General features: G+C 58.9%; 15 protein-coding genes. All 15 read left to right on the forward strand.

The genetic code is table 11. The features are described from left to right. The first annotated feature begins 96 nt into the window (after nt 1–96). The 15 genes from J0X19_RS01770 to J0X19_RS01840 all read left to right on the forward strand — a co-directional run bounded on the left by J0X19_RS01770 (nt 97) and on the right by J0X19_RS01840 (nt 20579). Nucleotides 97–1752, forward strand: a complete 1656-nt coding sequence (locus J0X19_RS01770) for a pectate lyase family protein (protein WP_206980160.1) — start codon at nt 97–99, stop codon at nt 1750–1752. 224 nt (nt 1753–1976) lie between these two features. After that, entirely contained in the window at nt 1977–3335 is a 1359-nt protein-coding gene (locus J0X19_RS01775; protein WP_242581812.1) for a glycoside hydrolase family 140 protein, read from the forward strand. Nucleotides 3336–3533: 198 nt separating this feature from the next. Continuing rightward, nucleotides 3534–4502, forward strand: a complete 969-nt coding sequence (locus tag J0X19_RS01780) for a glycoside hydrolase family 43 protein (protein ID WP_206980162.1) — start codon at nt 3534–3536, stop codon at nt 4500–4502. Next, entirely contained in the window at nt 4495–6480 is a 1986-nt protein-coding gene (locus J0X19_RS01785; RefSeq protein WP_242581814.1) for an exo-alpha-sialidase, read from the forward strand. The genes J0X19_RS01780 and J0X19_RS01785 overlap by 8 nt, the downstream gene beginning before the upstream one ends. A gap of 208 nt (nt 6481–6688) precedes the next feature. Continuing rightward, on the forward strand, nt 6689–7120 hold the full coding sequence (locus J0X19_RS01790; protein ID WP_242581816.1) for an endonuclease domain-containing protein: 432 nt from the start codon (nt 6689–6691) through the stop codon (nt 7118–7120). Between the two features lie 101 nt (nt 7121–7221). Continuing rightward, nucleotides 7222–10044, forward strand: a complete 2823-nt coding sequence (locus J0X19_RS01795; RefSeq protein ID WP_206980163.1) for a glycoside hydrolase family 2 protein — start codon at nt 7222–7224, stop codon at nt 10042–10044. Nucleotides 10045–10164: 120 nt separating this feature from the next. Continuing rightward, nucleotides 10165–10518 (forward strand): DUF5713 family protein, encoded by a 354-nt coding sequence (locus tag J0X19_RS01800; RefSeq protein ID WP_206980164.1) that lies wholly within the window; start codon nt 10165–10167, stop codon nt 10516–10518. A 120-nt stretch (nt 10519–10638) separates the two neighbouring features. Further along, entirely contained in the window at nt 10639–10830 is a 192-nt protein-coding gene (locus J0X19_RS01805) for a hypothetical protein (protein ID WP_206980165.1), read from the forward strand. Continuing rightward, a complete protein-coding gene (locus J0X19_RS01810) occupies nt 10820–11326 on the forward strand; it encodes a hypothetical protein (protein WP_206980166.1) in 507 nt (168 codons plus the stop codon). Before J0X19_RS01805 ends, J0X19_RS01810 begins: the two co-directional genes overlap by 11 nt. A 57-nt stretch (nt 11327–11383) precedes the next feature. Then, complete coding sequence (locus J0X19_RS01815; protein WP_206980167.1) at nt 11384–11530, forward strand: hypothetical protein; 147 nt, start codon at nt 11384–11386, stop codon at nt 11528–11530. A gap of 67 nt (nt 11531–11597) precedes the next feature. Continuing rightward, nucleotides 11598–12533, forward strand: coding sequence for a hypothetical protein (locus J0X19_RS01820; protein ID WP_206980168.1), 936 nt, complete (start codon nt 11598–11600; stop codon nt 12531–12533). Nucleotides 12534–12850: 317 nt separating this feature from the next. After that, nucleotides 12851–15574: an alpha-L-rhamnosidase gene (locus tag J0X19_RS01825; RefSeq protein ID WP_242581822.1), complete on the forward strand. Its 2724-nt coding sequence runs from the start codon at nt 12851–12853 to the stop codon at nt 15572–15574. 197 nt (nt 15575–15771) lie between these two features. Beyond that, nucleotides 15772–16926: a sialidase family protein gene (locus J0X19_RS01830; RefSeq protein ID WP_206980170.1), complete on the forward strand. Its 1155-nt coding sequence runs from the start codon at nt 15772–15774 to the stop codon at nt 16924–16926. Between the two features lie 157 nt (nt 16927–17083). Continuing rightward, nucleotides 17084–18502: an alpha/beta hydrolase family protein gene (locus J0X19_RS01835; protein ID WP_206980171.1), complete on the forward strand. Its 1419-nt coding sequence runs from the start codon at nt 17084–17086 to the stop codon at nt 18500–18502. Between the two features lie 199 nt (nt 18503–18701). Further along, entirely contained in the window at nt 18702–20579 is a 1878-nt protein-coding gene (locus tag J0X19_RS01840; RefSeq protein ID WP_206980172.1) for a right-handed parallel beta-helix repeat-containing protein, read from the forward strand. Nucleotides 20580–20598 lie beyond the last annotated feature (19 nt).

Here is a 20598-nt window from a genome sequence, read left to right on the forward strand (position 1 = left end):
AAAACAGATGCCTGCATCATTGAACGCACCCCTCTCCTTTTCGGAGAGGGGCTGGGGGTGAGGCCCCGACGCCAGAACAACCTTCACTAAGCACACATGAACAAGCGCCTTCTTTTCCTTTCCGTTCTTGCTTCTGCCGCCGCCCGGCCCGCGCTGGCGCAATACCCCAAGATTCCGCCGGAAGTGCAGGCCAAGGCCGATGCGGCGCTGGCCGAAGCCGAGAAACGTTCGGACGAAGCCTGGAAAAAGGCCCTGCCCATCATCGAAGCCGAAGCCAAAGCCGGCAAGCCCTACGTGCCGTGGGCGGCGAAGCCTTCGGATTTACCGCAGTCGAGCCGGCTGGCGTTTCCGGGTGCGGAAGGCGGCGGAGCGCACGTGTTTGGGGGCCAGGGCGGCAAGGTGTACGTAGTGAAGAGTCTGGCCGACAGCGGCCCCGGCACCCTGCGGGAAGCGCTGGAGCAGGGAGGAGCCCGCATCATTGTGTTCAACGTGGCGGGCATCATCAAGCTGCAAAGCCCCATCATCATCCGGGCGCCCTACGTGACTATTGCGGGCCAAACGGCCCCCGGCGACGGTATCTGCGTGGCCGGTGAATCCATCTGGATTAACACCCATGACGTGGTGGTGCGCTACCTGCGCTTCCGGCGCGGCGCCACCGACGTAGCCCGCCGCGACGACGGCCTGGGCGGCAATCCGGTGGGCAACATCATCATCGACCACGTGTCGGCGAGCTGGGGGCTGGATGAGAACATGTCCATCTACCGGCACGTGTACCAGAACCCCGAAACCGGCAAGGCCGACAAGCTGCCGACGGTGAACGTGACCATTCAGAACTCGATTTTCTCGGAAGGGCTGGACACCTATAACCACGCGTTTGGCAGCACCATCGGCGGGCTCAACAGCCTGTTTACGCGCAACCTGTGGGCCAACAATATTGCCCGCAACCCCTCGGTGGGCATGTACGGCGACTTCAACTTCGCCAACAACGTGGTGTTCAACTGGTGGAACCGCTCGGCGGATGGCGGCGACAACAAGTCGGAGTACAACTTCGTGAACAACTACTACAAGCCCGGCCCCATCACGCCCGTCGGGGAGCCCATCAGCTACCGGATTCTGAAACCCGAATCGGGCCGCGACAAAGACGCGAAAAACCTATTCGGCAAGGCGTATGTGGCTGGCAACGTGGTGGCCGGCAACGAGAAAGTAACCCAGGACAACTGGGCCGGCGGCGTGCAGGTGGAAGACGTGCCCGAAGCCGATAAGATTGTGGCCGGAATCAAAGCCGACAAGCCGTTCACGCTGCCCAACATGGGCACGGTGCTGTCTGCCCAGGAGGCTTTTCAGTACGTGCTTGCCAACGCCGGCTGTACGTTGCCCAAGCGCGACGCCGTGGATGCGCGCATCGTAGGAGACGTGCGCACCGGTAAAATCACCGTCGCTAAAAACGCCCAGCCGACGCCGCCCAGCCCCTACATCAAGCGCCGCCTGCCCGCCGATTCCTATAAGCAAGGCATCATCACTGACCCCGCGCAGGTAGGAGGCTACCCCGTGTACGCCGGCAAGCCCTACGCCGACGCCGACAACGACGGCATGCCCGATGCCTGGGAGAAAGCCCACGGCCTGAACCCCAAAAGCGCCGCCGACGCCACCCAGGACCGGGACAAAGACGGCTATGCCAACATCGAAGAATACCTCAACAGCGTGGTGCCGCTGCAAAACGTGCGTCCCGCCGCTGGCAAAAGCAAGTCCTGAGCCACACAGCATAAACACTCAAATGGAACGTCATGCTGAGCGGAGCCGAAGCATCTCGCGTGCTGATGTTGAGTTACTAATCCAGCGTCAGCACGCGAGATGCTTCGGCTCCGCTCAGCATGACATACGATTTGGTTGCTACGCCACATTCCGTAAGCAGGCTCTTTTCAAAACACACTATTAACTAAATGCTCATAAAGCCCCGGAATTTTCTTTTCCCTCTGTTGCTGTCACTCGCGGCCTGGGCTCCGGCTGCGGAGCCTACTGGTAAGCTGAAGGTGTCGGATAATGGCCGCTACCTGATGACGGAGCGCGGCAAGCCGTTCTTCTGGCTCGGCGACACCGGGTGGCTGCTGTTCAATAAGTTGAAGCGCGAAGAAGCGGAAACCTACCTCGAAGACCGGCGCAAAAAAGGCTTCAACGTCATTCAGGTGATGGTGCTGCACCAAGTGCCCAGCGTTAACGTGTACGGCGACTCGGCGCTGGTGCGCGGCAACGTGGCCCGGCCCCTGACCACGCCCGGCAGCACGCCCACCGACGCCGCCAAGTACGACTTCTGGGACCATGTCGACTACATCGTGGACTTGGCGGCCAAAAAGGGCCTCTACATGGGCCTGGTGCCGGTGTGGGGTACCAACGTGAAGGCCGGCAAGGTGAACCATCAGCAAGCCAAAACCTACGCCACCTTCCTGGCCGAGCGCTACAAAAACCGCCCAAACATCATCTGGCTGAACGGCGGCGACATTGCCGGCTCCGACTCCTTGAAGGTGTGGAACACGATTGGCAGCACGCTCAAAGCCGTTGACCCCAACCACCTCGTCACGTACCACCCGCGCGGCCGCACGCAGTCCTCCGACTGGTTTCACCAAGCGAAGTGGCTGGATTTCAACATGTATCAGTCGGGACACCGGCGCTACGCCCAGGATACCTCGCGCAACGAGAAGAAGCTCTACGGCGAAGACAACTGGCGCTACCAGCTGGTAGACAACAAGCTGACGCCCACCAAGCCTTCAATAGATGGCGAGCCATCCTATGAAGGCATCCCGCAGGGTTTGCACGACATTACGCAGCCCCGCTGGAACGATGCCGACGTGCGCCGCTACGGCTACTGGTCGGTTTTTGCGGGGGCGTTTGGCTACACCTACGGGCAGAACTCGGTGATGCAGATGCACAGCTCCTTCGACAAGGGCAGCGCCTATGGTTCGTCGGAGCTGTGGTCGTCGGCCATTAATGCGCCGGGGGCGGCCCAGATGCAGTATCTGAAGCAGCTGATGCTTTCCCGGCCGTTTTTCGAGCGGGTGCCGGACCAGAGTTTGATTGCCGGGGAAGTGGGGGAGAAGTACAACCGCCAGTTCGGCACGCGGGGCAAAAACTACGCTTTCGTGTACACCTACAACGGCCGCAACATCAAGGTGAACATGGGCAAAATCAGCGGCGCCAACGTGAAAGCCGCCTGGTTCAGCCCCCGCGACGGTAAAACCACCACCATCGGCACCTTCCCCAACAAAGGCACGCAAGACTTCAACCCACCCGGCGAACAGAAAGACGGCAACGACTGGGTGCTGGTGCTGGATGCGGTGTAGCCCTTTATGAACGAGAGATAAGAATAAAAGAACGTCATGCTGAGCGCAGCCGAAGCATCTCGCGTGCTGAGGTTGGGTTAGTAATCCTGAGTCAGCACGCGAGATGCTTCGGCTGCGCTCAGCATGACATGTACCTTGGCAACATCAGCACGCGAGATTCCTCGCAAGCTCGGAATGACGTTCCAGAACATTCAATTCATGTTCAAACCTAAACCCATACGCTTCTTGCCGCTGCTGCTTGGTGCCGCGCTGCTGGCTTCGTGCTCGAAGGACGTGTACATGTTCACGTCGTTTCATGAGCCGGCCAACGAGGGGCTGCGGCTGCTCTACAGCCACGACGGCTACAAATGGACGGACCTGAACCGCATCTTTCTGGCCCCGCAGGTGGGGCCGAGCAAGCTGATGCGCGACCCAAGCATTTCCCGCGGCCCGGATGGCACCTACCACCTCGTCTGGACCTGCGGCTGGAAGGGCGACAAGGGCTTCGGCTACGCCAGTTCCAAGGATTTGGTGCACTGGTCGGCGCAGCGCTTCATCGACGTGATGAGCCAGGAACCGACCACCGTGAATGTGTGGGCCCCCGAAATCTTCTACGATGCGCCCACCAAGCAGTACCTCATCATCTGGGCCAGCACCATCCCGTTCCGCTTTGCGCGGGGTATCGAAGATGAGGACAACAACCACCGGTTGTACTACACCACCACCCAGGATTTTCAGACCTTCACGCCCGCCAAGCTGTTCATCGACCCCGGTTTCAGCTCGATTGACGCGGTAGTGGTGCCGCGCGGGCCCCAGGATTACGTGCTGGTGGTGAAGGATAACACCCGGCCCAACCGCAACATCAAAGTAGCCTTCGGGCCCACGGCGCTAGGGCCGTTCCCGAACGTGTCGGAGCCGTTTACCGGCAACTTCACCGAGGGGCCGAGCGTGCTGGCCCTGCCCCATAAGGAGTGGCTGATTTACTACGACGCCTACAAGGAAAAGCGCTACGGCGTGATGAAAACCTCGGACTTCAAGACCTTCACCGACGTATCGGCGCAAACCAGCGTGCCGCAGGGGCACAAGCACGGCACGGTGTTTACGGTGCCGGCCAAGACATTGAAGAACCTGTTGCGTAGCGCCCCGGCGGGTACTGCCGCAACCTCAACGAGCGGAACTCATGAGTAAGCCAACGAAGGGCCTCACCCCCCGGCCCCCTCTCCGAAAAGGAGAGGGGGTGCGTTCAACAATTCTTACGTCTGGCACCCCCTCTCCTTTTCGGAGAGGGGGCCGGGGGGTGAGGCGCACGTTCACGCCAATAGCCGCCGCCCTACTCTTCAGCCTCGCAGCCCACGCCCAAACAACTCCCGAAACCATCCGTTACACCGGCACCACGCTCAGCAACGTGGACTACCACCACGGGCAGCTGCGGCCGGCCATCGGGACGCATGCGCGGCAGGTGCTGCGGGCCAACCGGGAGCATCCGGATGCCTCGAACGGGGAGGGGTGGACCTACAACCACGCGCCCATGCTGGCCTACTGGAACGGTCAGTTCTATTATCAGTACCTCAGCAACCCGGCGGGCGAGCATATTCCGCCGGGCCGCACGCTGCTGCTGACCAGCAAGGACGGCAACACCTGGACCAACCCCACCGTCATCTTCCCGCCTTACAAGGTGCCCGACGGCTTCACCAAGCCTGACCAGCCCGGCAAGGTGGCCAAGAACCTGGAGGCCGTGATGCACCAGCGGGTGGGTTTCTACGTGTCCAAGAAAAACCGCCTGCTGACCCTGGGCTACTACGGCGTGGCCCTCGATGCCAAAGACGACCCCAACGACGGGCAGGGCATCGGCCGGGTGGTGCGGGAGGTGCTGCCGGGCGGCAAATTCGGCCCGATTTACTTTCTGCGGAACAACTCGACGTGGGATAAGTCGAAGTCCACGTACCCGTTTTATACCAGCAGCAAAGACAAAGGCTTCGTGGCGGCCTGCGAGGAAATTCTGGCCTCGCCGCTGATGATGCAGCAAATGGTGGAGGAGCAGGACCGCAACGACCCGTTGATTCCCATCAAGAAAGACTACAAGGCCTTCAGCTACTACCACTTGCCTGATGGTAATCGGGTGGTGGGCCTCTGGAAGCACGCCCTTACCAGCATCAGCCCCGACGGTGGCAAAACCTGGCCCAACCCCGTGATTCGGGCGCCGCACTTCGTGAACAGTAACGCCAAAATCTGGGGGCAGCGCACCTCCGATGGTCGTTATGCCACGGTGTATAACCCCTCGGAATTCCGCTGGCCGCTGGCTATTTCCACCAGTCCGAACGGCCTCGACTACACCGATTTGTGGCTGGTGCACGGTGAAATTACGCCCATGCGCTACGGCGGTAACTACAAGAGCTACGGTCCGCAGTACGTGCGCGGCATCCAGGAAGGTGACGGTACGCCGCCCGACAAAAAGCTGTGGGTGAGCTACAGCGTGAACAAGGAGGATTTGTGGGTGGCCTCGGTGCCCGTGCCCGTGCGCGCCACCGCCGCCAGCCACGCCAACGACGTATTTGCCCAGCTCCCCGCCGGCCAGGAGCTAGAGCAGTGGAACACCTACAGTTTGGTGCAGGCCCCCGTGGAAATCGGTAAGCTGCCCGATGGCTCCAAAGGACTCGTGTTCAAGGATTCCGACCGGTTCGACTACGGCAAGGCCGAGCGGGTGATTCCCGAAAGCAAGCAGCTGGTAGCCGAGCTGTCGGTGATACCCGGCCAGAACGACCACGGCCTGCTGCAAATCGAGTTTCAGGATGCCAAAGGCCAACCCGCCGTGCAGCTTTCCTTCGACTCTACCGGCACGCTCAGCTACAAAGCCGGGGCCCGCTTCAAGGGCGTCACCAAGTACACCGCCGGCCAGCAACTCGACCTGCGCGTAACCCTAGACGCCCCCAACCGCACCTGCACCGTGGCAGTAAACGGCGGCAAAACCAGCACGTTCATTTTCTACGCCCCGGTAGCCGCCTTCGAGCGGATCATGCTGCGCACCGGCCCGGCCCGCCACTTCCCCACGCCCGACACCCCCGCCGACCAGACCTACGACCTGCCCAAAGCCGGCGAGTCGGAGCCGCTGGCAACGTTCTACCTGAAGTCGTTGAAAACGTCGGTGCCGGGAGTGGTGACGCCCTGACGGTGGACCTCACCCCCCGGCCCCCGCAAATGCTTGATGCGCATTACCTCGGGGAGAGGGGGAGCCACGGCGGCGCGTCATGGTGCATACACTATTGTTCTGATGCTGACTATTCCTTCTCGTGAATACTGATACTACTGATACACATCCTGATCCAGATGGAGAAGGAATAAACGAGAATCGTCAGGCTCCCCCTCTCCCTGAGGTAATGCGCATCAAGCATTTGCGGGGGCCGGGGGGTGAGGTTGACTACCGCATGTACACCACCGACGCAGCCCGCTGGAATAAGACGCTGAAAGACTACGCTCGTGCCAATCGTAAGCAGCCTACCGAAGCTGAAAATCACCTGTGGCAAGAACTCCGCAATAATCGGCTGGGCGTACGATTCAGCCGCCAGCATGCCATTCAGCAGTTTATTGTGGATTTCGTGTGCCTGGAGGCATGGCTGATTATTGAGGTAGATGGCAGCATCCATGCCGACGCCAGCCAAGCGGAATACGACGGCGGGCGCACCCATAATTTACAGGAAGCCGGTTTCCTGGTTCTGCGCTTCACCAACGAAGAAGTGTTACACAGCACATCAGCTGTCCTACAAACCATTACTAAGCACCTACATACGCTCCTCCCAACCAAAGGATAGCACAACTACACGACTCCAACCACAATAGCGCCCGCGCCGCCGTGGCTCCCCCTCTCCCTGAGGAGAGGGGGCCGGGGGGTGAGGTCTACCGCCAGCACAATATGCCTAAACGTCTCCTACTCGCCCTTCTGGCCTTCCTTCCGCTCCGCCTTCACGCCCAGCAAACGGAAACCCAATTCCTGTCCGGCACCGATAAAGACCACACCAAGAAGTGGAAGTTCTACTGCACAGCCGGGCGCAACTCCGGCAAGTGGACCACCATTCCGGTGCCCTCGAACTGGGAGCTGCAAGGCTTCGGCAAGTACAACTACGGCCACGACAAAGACCCGGACCGCGGCAAGGAGAAGGGCCTCTACAAGTACGAGTTCAAAGTGCCCAAGAACTGGGAAGGCAAGACGGTGAACATCGTGTTCGACGGCTCGATGTCGGATACTGAGGTGAAGATCAACGGGCAGTCGGCGGGGGCTATGCACCAGGGCTCCTACTACCGCTTCAAGTACGACATCACCAGGCTGCTGAAGCCCGGCAAAACCAACCTGCTCGAAGCCACCGTAGCCAAGCATTCCGCCAACGAATCCGTCAACGATGCCGAGCGGCGCGGTGACTTCTGGCTGTTCGGCGGCATCTTCCGGCCGGTGTTTCTGGAGGCGCTGCCCACCACGCACATCAACCGCGTAGCCGTGGACGCCAAAGCCGATGGCAGCTTCAAGGCCGATGTGTACACCCAGGGCACCGCCGCCGATGAAGTGGTAGGCCAGCTCTACACCCTCGATGGGCAGAAAGCCGGCTCCGAATTCCGCAGCGCCGTAGCGGCCGGCGGCGCGGCTACGCGCCTGCAAACCACGCTCAGCCAGGCCAAGCTCTGGACTCCCGAAAGCCCGAATCTGTACCGCGTGGCTTTCACGTTGCGCAAGGGCGGGCAGCCGGTACATACCGTGGACAAGCGCATTGGTTTCCGGACGGTGGAGCTGCGCGAGCGGGACGGTATCTACGTCAACGGTGCCAAAATCAAGTTCAAAGGCGTCAACCGGCACTCGTTCTGGCCGACCTCGGGCCGCACCACCAGCAAGGCGCTCAGCATCCTGGACGTGAACCTGATGAAGGACATGAACATGAACGCCGTGCGCATGTCGCACTACCCGCCCGACGACCATTTCCTGGCCGCCTGCGACTCCCTGGGCCTCATGGTGCTCGACGAAGTGGCTGGCTGGCACGGCAGCTACGACACGCCCACCGGCACCAAGCTCACCGAGGAAATGGTACGCAAAGACGAAACCCACCCCAGCATTGTGGTGTGGGTGAACGGCAACGAAGGCGGCCACAACTTCGACCTCGACCCGGTGCTCGACCGGATGGACCTGCAAAAGCGCCCCGTCATTCACGCCTGGCAGGTGTTCCGCGGCACCGATACCCAGCACTACATCAACTACGACTACGGCAACGGCACCCACTTGCAGGGCCACAACGTGGTGTTCCCCACCGAGTTTCTGCACGGCCTCTACGACGGCGGCCACGGCGCCGGCCTCGAAGACTACTGGGAGCAGATGTGGGCGCACCCCCGCTCGGCGGGCGGTTTCCTCTGGGACTTCTCCGACGCCGGCGTAGTGCGCACCGACAAGGGCGGCATCCTCGACACCGACGGCAACCACGGCGCCGACGGCATCCTGGGGCCGTACCGCGAGAAGGAGGGCAGCTACTTCACCATCAAGGAAGTGTGGAGCCCCGTATTCTTCGAGCGCCGCGAAATAACGCCGGCCTTCGATGGCTCGTTCCGGGTGCAGAACCGCTTCCACTACACCAACCTCAACCAGTGTAAGTTCACCTGGAAGCTAGCGCAGCTGCCTGGCCCTGGCAGCAAAGCCGCACCCGTTACTAAAACCGGCCCCGTGGCAGCTCCGTCCGTAACACCGAACGGCACCTACGGCACCCTCAAGCTCGATCTGCCCACCGACTGGCAGCAGCACGACGTGCTCTACATCACCGCCCAGGACCCCGCCGGCCGCGAAATCTACACCTGGAGCTGGCCCATTGCCCGCCCCGACGCCGTGGCGAAACAGCTGATCCGAGTGGACGGCCCCAGCGCCGCCCGCCTCACCGAAACCGACTCGCTGTACACCGTAGCCGCTAACGGTGTGGAGCTGACGTTCGGCCGTAAATCGGGCGTGTTGCGCACCGTGCGCAACGCCAAAGGCGTTATCCCGCTCACCAACGGCCCCGTGCTGGCCGAGGGCGAAACGGCGTTTGAAGGCCTGACCCAGCGCCAGGACGGCCAGAACGTGGTTATCGAAGCCAAGTTCGCCAAGCAGAGCCGCTACCAGTCGTTGCAGTGGACGGTGTACCCCTCGGGCTGGGTGCGCATGAGCGCCAAGTACTTCCCCAAAGACTACGATTTCGCGCTGGCCGGCCTGAGCTTCACCTACCCCGAAAAAGAGGTAAAAGGCGCCCAGTGGCGCGGCGACGGTCCCTACCGCGTGTGGAAAGACCGGATAAAGGGCACCAACCTCGGCGTCTGGACCAAGGCCTACAACAACACCAGCACCGGCGAAATGGAAGGCACCCGCGGCCCCGAGTACCCCGAGTTCAAGGGCTACTACTCCAACTTCTACTGGCTCACGCTCCAAACCACCGGCCAGCCCTTCACGGTAGTCTGCGACCAGGAAGACGTGTACCTGCGCCTGTTCACGCCGCGCTTCTCGGCCACGCCCTACAACACGGCCCCGGCTTTCCCGAATGGCAGCATCTCCTTCATGCACGGCATCACGCCCATCGGCACCAAGTCGCAGAAAGCCGAGAACATGGGCCCGATGGGCAAAACCAACATGTACTATGACTACAGCAAAGACCCCTCGTACGCCAAGGAAATCACCCTCTACTTCGATTTTACCGGCCAGCAAGCTACTCCTGCGGCGGTAGGCAAGCGGTAGGAGAGAAGCGTTAGAAGGCAGCAGCGGGTAGTAAGCCAATGAGGTTTGCTACCCGCTGTTTGTGTGCTGAGGGTAGAAGCTCGTTATTGGGACACAGTTATAAATTTCAAAACTATCAAGATGGCCAAAAAGCAAGAAGACCTTAAAAACGAATCGGTTAGAAGCTATTCTTTCCTAAAAGAGATGTACGAAGACTCGTATTTCCCCAGTAATCTGGTAGACAAGGGCAAAGCCATCTTGGTAGACTTGTGCTTCAAAATCGAACAGGAACAGCCTGAATCGTTAGATGAATTGTACGAACTGACGCACGCCGCCACCGACAAGTTCAACGACTTGCAGGAAGAATTTCTTGATGGTGAAAGTGAGATAGAAACGGGTGCTAGGGAATGTATCGCAGCAGATTTTGATTTTATCGCAAAGTCTTATGACTTCGAAGCTGATGGGGAGGAGTTGATAGCAACCAGAGAGTGGTAAGAGGACATTCTTGACTAACAACAACTAGATGCCGCGGTAGGGGAACCACCTTTACACATGCTAACGTACTGATAGCATGTGTAAAGTAATTGGTGAGCCCCGCTGTTATCTTTCCAACTATTGAAAGCAAATAATATCATGGCAAAGCTGACACGATTCACAAGCTTCGAAGCGCTGAAGTCGGATGCTGAGGAAGCTAAAGCAACCCCAGCGGCGCGCGACAAAGCACACGCGGAATTCGAGGAGTTTGTAAAGATTCTGCAACGTGAACTAGCCGCCAAAAAGAAGGTGCAATCTGCTGATGAACGATAATCTGGTGGGTAGCATCCTCGCTGTCTGTTGCATTCTCAACGAGCACGGTGTTGAATACCTCGTTGTTGGAGGTACTGCGGTTGCTTTGCACGGCTACTACAGACAGTCAATGAATGCAGCTGGCGCAATTGCGGATAAGCCCGATTTAGATATATGGTATAACCCGACCTATACTAACTACTTCAAACTACTACAGGCATTAGAAGAGTTGGGGCAAGATGTCACGAAGTTCAAAGAAGAGCAGGCCCCAAATCCTAGAAAATCCTTCTTCAGATACGAATTCGAGCAATTCACGCTTGATCTTCTGCCGGAGTTGAAAGCACCACTGAAGTTTGGTGCATCTTTTAGAAGCCGCGAAACTATTGCTTTGAGCGAAGTGGATATTCCGTTCATCAGCTTCGATGATTTGCTCGTTGATAAAGCAGCAAACGCTAGGCCGAAGGACGTAGTAGATATCAGCCAATTGAAGGCTAGGCGGACACCTGACGAAACTTAAGAATACGGCATCACGCCCATCGGCACCAAGTCGCAGAAAGCCGAGAACATGGGCCCGATGGGCAAAACCAACATGTACTACGACTACAGCAAAGACCCCTCGTACGCCAAGGAAATCACCCTCTACTTCGATTTCACTGGTAAGCAGATAACTCCTGCAGCGGTAGGAGAAAAGCTTATTACTGTGAATAGATTGATGGTATAGATTAACTGTAGGTCAATGCGATAAGCTGGCATTTCGTAGTGCTTACTATCAGATTATAAACTGTAACATGACTTTTTTTGACAAGTTTTTTGATGGTAGGATTGAGCTTTACAATCAATACAAGGCCTTCGATGCCAAACATCAGCTAAGAGTTTTGAGTCAACTTTCTCAAGAAGACAACCAAAGCCAATTTCTTTCGAAGATTTCTGAAATCAATTTTGGACTCTTTTTCGATAATTTGAATAGCCAAATAAGTTACGAGAAAATATACGATAATTATACGCCAGATTGGGCAATAGAGCTTAACGGTCAAAGTATTATTGCAGAAGTGTTGAGACTTAATCCTTCCGTAGCGGAACAAAGATTTCTTGACTTCTGTGATGAATTTGAAAGTAAAATAAGAGCTATAGAAATCGGATGCTGTTTAAACTTTAAATACGATAAGAATTTACTTGATATAGATAATATTGATATTGATGCTTGTAAAGTTTTAATTGAAAATTGGTTAAGAGATAATCCGGTTGAAAATAGAGTGCTCGTTCTATTTGGTAGCATAAAAATCGTATTGGTTTATCTTAAAGAGGACCTCTGTCATGCTTGTCTAATCATGGAGGGAGGAGCTATAAAATTTGATTATCGAAGACTGAGTTCGGAAAAAAGCGCTTTAGTAAATAAGGCTAAGAAATACACCTCTATTATCGAAAAGTATGGCTTGCCTTACATAGTTTGTATTTGTATAGATACTCATGCATGGTTCAGAAAAGACGACCTATATCAAGCTCTGTACGGGCTTTCGACTGAGCATGTGGGGCCAATTAAAAGCTTTTCTCATCTAATTGAAAATGCTCTATACTATTCTTCAGAGCAAGTAATGACAAGAGTTAGTGGTGTGCTTTTACGCCAAAATGATGAATATACTTACTACCATAATTACTCATTTGATAACAAGCTAAATATCTATAATAAGACAGAGCTACTTAAGTGGCAGCATCCTTACGAGTAAAGGATTATATTTTTAATATCGAATATATTTCCAGTTGGTTGCTCAAAGTGTGACGCTTGTCAACTTGAGCGGAGGGCAGAAGGAGCAAATTCTATTTAAACTCCCCACCATGCCCAAATCCTAAAGCATCTTGCTAAGATCGTAGAATGAACTGGCCGAAAAATTGGTGAACTATGGGACGCCAAAAGTACTCTGCACAACCCCGCGTCCCACGCCTGCCAATCGGTAGGCATTCCTGCTCCTGAAAACGGCGGGAACCGGGGGTGAGGCCCTGCCCCATGAACGCAAACCGCCTGCTCGCCTTTCTTTGTACGATCTTGCTACTCACGGCCTTCCGGGAACCCCGGCCCGCCGCCGTGCAACTTCAGCGCCTGCGTTGTGAGCTGCTCACCAACCCCGAAGGCATCGACGTAACTGCGCCGCGGCTGAGCTGGGAGGTTGGCAGCCCGGAGCGCAACCTGGAACAAACCGCCTACCAGGTGCTGGTGGCCTCCACGCCGGAGAAGCTGGCCGCCGACGAAGGCGACCTGTGGAACTCGGGCAAGGTGAATTCGGGGCAGTCGGTGCACGTGGCGTATGCGGGCACGCCGCTGCGGAGCCGGGCGCAGTGCTATTGGAAAGTACGCACCTGGACCAACCAGGGCGAAACCGCCTGGAGCACGCCGGCCCGCTGGAGCGTGGGCTTGCTGAACTACCTCGACTGGAAAGGCCGCTGGATTGGCTTCGACCGGGCCTTTGCCTGGGACGATGAGACCACCCACGCCCGGCTGTCGGCGCGCTACTTCCGCAAGGAGTTCAAAACCGAAAAGCCCATCAAGCAAGCCACGGCCTACATCATCGGGCTGGGGCTGTACGAGCTGTACGTGAACGGGCAGCGGGTAGGGGAGCAGGTACTGGCACCCGGCCCCACCGACTATACCAAGGGCGTGAAGTACAACACCTACGACGTGACGCCGCTCCTCAAGCAGGGCCCCAACGCGCTGGGCACCGTGCTCGGCAACGGCCGGTTCTACGCCATGCGCCAGAACTACAAGCCCTACAAAATCAAGACCTTCGGCTACCCCAAGCTGCTCATGCAACTGGAATTAACCTACGCCGACGGCACCCGCGACGTCATCAAAACCGACGAAACCTGGCAGGGCACCGCCGACGGCCCCATCCGCACCAACAACGAGTACGACGGCGAGGAATACGACGCCACCAAGGAAATGCCCGGTTGGAGCACCGCCGGCTTCGACGCCAAAAAGTGGTTGAAAGCCGAGATGGTGCAGGAGCCCGGCGGCACGTTTGAGGCGCAGATGAACGAAAACATGAAGGTGATGGAAACCATCAAGCCGGTTTCCATCAAGCCCCTGGCCGGCGGCAAGTACATCCTGGACATGGGCCAGAACATGGTGGGCTGGCTGCGGCTGCGCACCAGCGGCCCGAAAGGCCAGAAGGTGACCTTGCGCTTCGCCGAAACCTTGCAGAAAAGCGGCGAGCTGTACGTGGCCAACCTGCGCGACGCCCGCGTAACCGATGTGTACACGCTCAAAGGCGGTGGGCGCGAAACCTGGGAGCCAACCTTCGTTTTCCACGGCTTCCGCTACGTGGAAATCAGTGGCTGGCCCGGCAGCGCGCCCACCGTCGCCGATTTTGATGGCCGCATCGTGTACGACGACATTGCCACCACCGGCGAATTCACCACCTCCGACGCCACCATCAACCAGGTGTACAAAAACGCCTACTGGGGCATCCGCGGCAACTACAAAGGCATGCCCATCGACTGCCCGCAGCGCAACGAGCGGCAGCCCTGGCTCGGGGATAGGACCACCGGGGCCTACGGCGAAAGTTTCGTGTTCGACAATTCGCGCCTCTACGCCAAGTGGCTCCGCGACATCGAGCAGGCCCAAAAAGTGGACGGCAGCATCCCCGACGTGGCTCCCGCGTTCTGGCGCTACTACGGCGACAACGTGACCTGGCCCGGCACTTACCTCACCATTGCCGACATGCTCTACCGGCAGTACGGCGACGCCGCCCCGCTCACCCGCCACTACGACTCCATGAAGCGCTGGCTGACCTACATGCGCCAGAACTACTCGGAAAACGGCCTTGTCACGAAAGACAAGTACGGCGACTGGTGCGTACCACCCGAGTCGAAAGAACTGATTCACTCCAAAGACCCCGCCCGCAATACCGACGGCGCCCTCATTGCCAGCAGCACCTACTACCACCTGCTGGGCTTGATGCAGGGCTTTGCCAAGGTGCTCGATAAGCCGCAGGATGCGCAGGAGTTTGCTGCGCTGGCTGCCGAGATGAAAACCGCCTTCAACCAGAAATTCCTGAACAAGGAAACCTGCCAGTACAGCAATGGCACCGTCACGGCCAACCTGCTGCCGCTGGCCTACGGCATGGTGCCCGAGGAAGACCAGGGCAAGGTGTTCCAGAACATTGCCGACAAGATTCTGGTGGAAAACAAGGGCCACATCAGCACCGGCGTCATCGGGACGCAATGGCTGATGCGCGGCCTCACCGAGCACGGCCGCCCCGATATTGCTCTGCGCCTAGCCACCAACCGCGACTACCCAAGCTGGGGCTACATGGCCGCCAACGGTGCTACCACTATCTGGGAGCTGTGGAACGGCAACACCGCCGACCCCGCCATGAACTCCCAAAACCACGTGATGCTGCTCGGCGACCTGCTGGTGTGGTACTACGAAAACCTGGCCGGCATCAAGTCCGCCCCCGACGCCCCCGGCTTCCAGCGCCTGGAAATGAAGCCCACGCCCACCCCCGGCCTCACCTCGGTGCAGGCGTCGTACCGCTCGGTGCGCGGCCTGGTAAAAAGCAGCTGGAAACAGGAGCCCAAGCGCTTCACCTGGAACCTCACCGTGCCCGGCAACACCAAGGCCCTCGTCTACATCCCCGCCAAAAATGCGAAAGACGTGCAGGAAAGCGGCAAGAAAGCCAGCAGCGCCACCGGCGTGAATTTCGTGCGCCAGGAAGGCGACCGAGCCGTGTTCGAGGTCGGCTCCGGGGACTATGCTTTTGAAGTGAAATAGAAACTGAATCAAAAAGTACGTCATGCTGAGCGCAGCCGAAGCATCTCGCGTGCTGACGTCAGACTACTAGAACGATGTAGAGACGCGACACTTCGCGTCTCAGCGTCCGCGCCGCTCGAACTATATGCAGTAAACAACATCAGCAACGACGAGACGCGAAGTGTCGCGTCTCTACAGCAGAGAACCACCTCAAGCATATGAAGCATACCCTCGCCCTTTTACTCGCCACTTGCCTGACTACTGGCTGCTCAGTAGCGCAAACTCCGGCTGCCAAGCCTCAGCCCAACCCCTGGCAGCGTGCCGTGACTACCAACGAGTTCATCTTGGAGAAGATGCCCTTCCCGGAAAGCCACGCCGCTACCCTGGCCGAAACGCCCGCGGGCCTCGTGGCCTCATGGTTTGGCGGCACCAAGGAACGCAACCCCGACGTGGGCATCTGGGTGAGCCGGCAGGAAAACGGTAAGTGGACCGCGCCGGTGGAAGTGGCCAACGGCGTGGTGAACGAAACCCTGCGCTATCCTACCTGGAACCCGGTGCTGTATCAGGTGCCCGGCGGTGAGCTGCTGCTGTTCTATAAAATCGGGCCGAAGCCGTCGGATTGGAAAGGCTGGATGCGCCGCTCCTCGGACAATGGCCGGACGTGGTCGGCAGCGCAGGCCTTGCCGGAGGGCTACATTGGGCCGGTAAAAAACAAGCCGGTGCTGCTTTCCAACGGCACCCTGCTCTGCCCCACCAGCACCGAGGGCAACGACGGCTGGCGCGTGCATCTGGAAGCCAGCACCGACTTCGGCAAAACCTGGAGCATGATCGGGCCAATTGCCAACGGCGACACCAAAGGCGCCATTCAGCCCAGCATCCTGAAGCACAAAGACGGCAAGCTCCAACTGCTCTGCCGCAGCCGCGACCGGGCCATCCTGGAGTCGTGGTCGGAGGACCATGGCAAAACCTGGACGCCGCTGGCCAAAACCACCCTCCCCGGCAACAACTCCGGCACCGACGCCGTGACCTTACAGGACGGCCGCCAGCTGCTGGTCTACAACCACGTGCTGCCGCCCGGCACCCTGGCCAAAGGCCCGCGCACCCCGCTGAACGTCTCGATTTCCAAGGACGGCAAGGAGTGGTACGCGGCGGCTATTCTGGAAGACTCGCCCATCAGCCAGTATTCCTACCCCTCGGTGATTCAAACCAAGGACGGCAAGGTGCATTTCGTGTACACCTGGCGCCGTAAGAGTATCAAGCACGCCGTGCTAGACCTGAAAAAGGTGAAGCTGGTGAAGATTGAAAACGGCCAGTGGCCCGCCCTAAAAGGCTACAAAGCCCCATCCTCCACGGCTGAGATTACGCAGGATTAGAAGGCGTAACCTCACCCCCTAGCCCCCTCTCCTCAGGGAGAGGGGAGACTAGCTCCTAGTTCTAGAAAGCTAAAGTCTAAATCTAGTTCCCCCTCTCCCTGAGGAGAGGGGGCTAGGGGGTGAGGTCCCCCCAACCAGCACGAAAACCCACCCACCCATGCTCCGAACCCTCCGTATCCTTCTTGCTTTCCTGCTGCTAACCACCACGGCCTGGGCGCAGAACTCTGACGACCAGTACCGGGAGCCGCTGCAAACGGTGCTCGACCAGATTCAGCAGCGCTACGGCGTGAAAATCAGGCCCGACGCGGCCATGGTGAAGGATAAGTGGGTGACGTATGCTGAGTGGCGCTTCCGGCCGGATGTGGACGAGACGTTGAAAAACGTGCTGGCACCGTTCGATTTGCAAGTCACCAAAACCGGCGACAAAGCCTACAAGCTCAAAACTTTCCAATATCACCTGAAAACCCCCGAGGAAGGTGCCGCGCAGCTAGCCTACCTCGCCAGCCAGTACCACGACGCCGCCACCTGGGAAAAGCGCAAAGCCGAATTGCGCAGTTGCATGTGGCAGGCGCTTCGCTTGTCGCCCATGCCGGCTAAGCCCGCCAGCAAGCCCATCATCACCAACAAGCGGCAGTATGACGGCTACACCGTGGAGAACGTGGCGCTGGAAACCTTACCCGGCCTCTATATGACGGGTTCGGTGTACAAGCCGCTGAAAGCGAAAGGCAAAGTGCCGGTCATCATTAGTCCCGACGGGCACTTTGGCGATGGGCGCTACCGGGCCGATGCCCAGAAACGCTGCGCCACGCTGGCCCGCATGGGCGCCATGGTGTACAGCTACGATTTGTTTGCCTGGGGCGAGTCATTGCTGCAATTCAAGGGCGAGGACCACCGCCGCAGCCTCGCCATGACGGTGCAGGCCCTGAACGGCGAGCGGGCTTTGGACTACTTGCTGTCGTTGAAAAACGCCGACAAAACCCGCGTGGCCATCACCGGCGGTTCGGGCGGCGGCAGCCAAACCATGCTGCTCACGGCCCTCGATGACCGCATCAAAGTGAGCGTGCCAGTGGTGATGCTTTCCACCTACCACAGCGGGGGCTGCCCCTGCGAAAGTGGCCAGCCAGTGCACCTCTGCGGCGGCGGCACCAACAACGCCGAACTAGCCGCCATGGCCGCCCCGCGCCCCCAACTAGCCATCACCGACGGCGGCGACTGGACCGCCCAAACCCCTGAAGTAGCCTATCCTTACCTCCAAAACCTCTACGGCTACTACGGCAAAACCGACCTCGTACAAAACGCCCATTTTCCGAAAGAAGGCCATGATTACGGCCCCTCGAAGCGCCAAGCCATGTACAAATTCCTGGCCCAACACCTCGCCCTGAACCTGTCCGCCGCCGAAGACGCCACCGGCAAGCTGGACGAATCGAAAGTGACTATCGAAAAGGAAGAAGCCCAAAAGGTATTCGGTGCCAAAGGCGAGTTGCTGCCCGCCAACGCCATGCACAGCTTCGAGGAATTGCAGGCCCTATTCAACAAAACCGCACCTGCCACCCCTATAGGAGAAGCAAAAAACTAGAGCTAAAAAACTATAGAGTTCTAGTTCCCCTCCTTTTTCAAGGAGGGGTGCCCGGAGGGCGGGGGGGTAAACCCGCCAGAACGACAACTAGCTCTAGTCTTCTAACCCTAGCTTAACCACCCCGGCCTCCGGCCACCCCTCCTTGAAAAAAGGAGGGAAACTAGATTTCTAGCTAAGACGAGAATCTTCAAAGCAGTTGATGAGAAAATCAAGTACGTACGCTCTGCTCTTTGCGCTCAATCTGCTGGCGGCCAGCACGCAGGCGGCTGACATCTGGGTGGCACCCAATGGCTCGGACCGCAACCCCGGCACCGCCGACAAGCCGCTGGCCACGCTGAACATGGCCCTGCGGCAGGCCCGTGACCTGCGCCGCTTGCACGATGCTTCGGTGAATAACGGCGTGCACATCTGGGTGCGGGGGGGGGAGTACCGGCTAACGGAACCGTGGTTTTTTCGGCCCGAAGATTCCGGCACGGCTGAAAGCCCGACGATAGTAGAGGCGGCGCCCGGCGAACAGCCGGTGCTGAGTGGGGGCGTGTCGGTGAAGGGCTGGCGCAAGCTGACTGCCGCGCCGGCCGGGCTGCCCAGGGCGGCGCAGGGGCAGGTATGGGTGGCCGATGCGCCGCTGGTAGGTGGCCGGCAGCTGGATTTTCGCCAGCTGTGGGTGAACGGCCGCAAAGCCGTGCGCGCCCGCACCCCCAACAATGACAACCTGCCCCGCCTGCTTTCCTGGGACACCGACAAGCGCGAAACCACGATACCCGCCGCTGCTTTGAGCGGCGTGAAGCAGCCCGGCCAGCTGGAAATGGTGCTGCACCAGATGTGGGCCGTGAACGTGCTGCGCGTGAAAACCCTGACCGTGCAAGCCGACAAAGTCCGCGTGACGTTTCAGGAGCCCGAAAGCCGGATTCAGTTCGAGCACCCGTGGCCGCGCCCCATCATCAACGGCAAAAACGGCAGCTCGGCCTTCTACCTCACCAACGCCATCGAGCTACTCGACCAGCCCGGCGAGTGGTACTACGATGCCGCCCGCGGGCAGGTGCTGTACTGGCCCCGCCCCGGCGAAAACCTGAGCACCGCCCAAGTGGTAGCGCCGGCACTGGAAACGGTACTGCGCGTGGAAGGCACCCTCGACCAACCCGTGAGCCACGTGCAGTTCAAGGGCCTGACCTTCGCGTACACCACCTGGCTGCGTCCCTCGCAGCAGGGCCACGTGCCGTTGCAGGCCGGTATGTATCTGCTCGATGGCTATTCGCTGGCTAAACCCGGCACCCCCGACAAAGCCGGCCTCGAAAACCAGGCCTGGATTGGCCGGCCGCCGGCGGGGGTGGAGCTGCAGGGCGCGCACCACACCCGCTTCGAGCGGTGCCAGTTCCTGCACATGGGCGCCACGGCGCTGGACTACCAAAGCGGCACCCACGATGATGCGGTAGTCGGTTGCACCTTCCGCGACGTGGCCGTGAATGGTATTCAAATAGGCAAATTCTCCGATGAAAGCGTGGAAACGCACCTGCCCTACAACCCCAAGGACGAGCGGGAAATCTGCTCCAATGAATTGCTGGAAAACAACTTCCTTACCGACTGCGGCAACGAGGACTGGGGTGCCGTGGGCATTGCCGCCGGCTTCGTGCGCCAGACCACCATCCGCCACAACGAAATAAGTGAGGTGCCCTACACCGGCATCAGTGTGGGCTGGGGCTGGACCAAAACGGCCAACGCCATGCGCGACAACCGCGTGACGGCCAACTACATCCACCACTACGCCCAGCACACCTACGACGTGGCCGGCGTCTACACCCTCTCGGCGCAGCCCGGCACTACCATCACCGAAAACCGGGTGGAGGATATTGCCCACGCGCCCTACGTCCACGACCCCGACCATTGGTTTTACCTCTACCTCGATGAGGGCTCCTCGAACATTACGGTGCAAGACAATTGGTGCCCCGCCGAGAAGTTCCTGGCCAATGCCAACGGCCCCGGCAACGTCTGGAAAAACAACGGCCCGATGGTGTCCGACGCCATCAAGCAAGCCGCCGGCCTGGAACCAAAGTATCGGGAGTTGCGGGAGAAGCCCTGACGTGCGCCTCACCCCCCGG

This window comes from Hymenobacter telluris, from assembly GCF_017313265.1.
GTDB lineage: Bacteria > Bacteroidota > Bacteroidia > Cytophagales > Hymenobacteraceae > Hymenobacter > Hymenobacter telluris.

Excerpts from the sequence above, each read along its gene's own strand:
- J0X19_RS01770 (WP_206980160.1), top strand. The coding sequence starts at position 97 with ATGAACAAGCGCCTTCTTTTCCTTTCCGTTCTTGCTTCTGCCGCCGCC.
- J0X19_RS01780 (WP_206980162.1), top strand. The coding sequence starts at position 3,534 with ATGTTCAAACCTAAACCCATACGCTTCTTGCCGCTGCTGCTTGGTGCC.
- J0X19_RS01785 (WP_242581814.1), top strand. The coding sequence starts at position 4,495 with ATGAGTAAGCCAACGAAGGGCCTCACCCCCCGGCCCCCTCTCCGAAAA.
- J0X19_RS01790 (WP_242581816.1), top strand. The coding sequence starts at position 6,689 with ATGCGCATCAAGCATTTGCGGGGGCCGGGGGGTGAGGTTGACTACCGC.
- J0X19_RS01795 (WP_206980163.1), top strand. The coding sequence starts at position 7,222 with ATGCCTAAACGTCTCCTACTCGCCCTTCTGGCCTTCCTTCCGCTCCGC.
- J0X19_RS01800 (WP_206980164.1), top strand. The coding sequence starts at position 10,165 with ATGGCCAAAAAGCAAGAAGACCTTAAAAACGAATCGGTTAGAAGCTAT.
- J0X19_RS01810 (WP_206980166.1), top strand. The coding sequence starts at position 10,820 with ATGAACGATAATCTGGTGGGTAGCATCCTCGCTGTCTGTTGCATTCTC.
- J0X19_RS01815 (WP_206980167.1), top strand. The coding sequence starts at position 11,384 with ATGGGCAAAACCAACATGTACTACGACTACAGCAAAGACCCCTCGTAC.
- J0X19_RS01820 (WP_206980168.1), top strand. The coding sequence starts at position 11,598 with ATGACTTTTTTTGACAAGTTTTTTGATGGTAGGATTGAGCTTTACAAT.
- J0X19_RS01830 (WP_206980170.1), top strand. The coding sequence starts at position 15,772 with ATGAAGCATACCCTCGCCCTTTTACTCGCCACTTGCCTGACTACTGGC.
- J0X19_RS01835 (WP_206980171.1), top strand. The coding sequence starts at position 17,084 with ATGCTCCGAACCCTCCGTATCCTTCTTGCTTTCCTGCTGCTAACCACC.
- J0X19_RS01840 (WP_206980172.1), top strand. The coding sequence starts at position 18,702 with ATGAGAAAATCAAGTACGTACGCTCTGCTCTTTGCGCTCAATCTGCTG.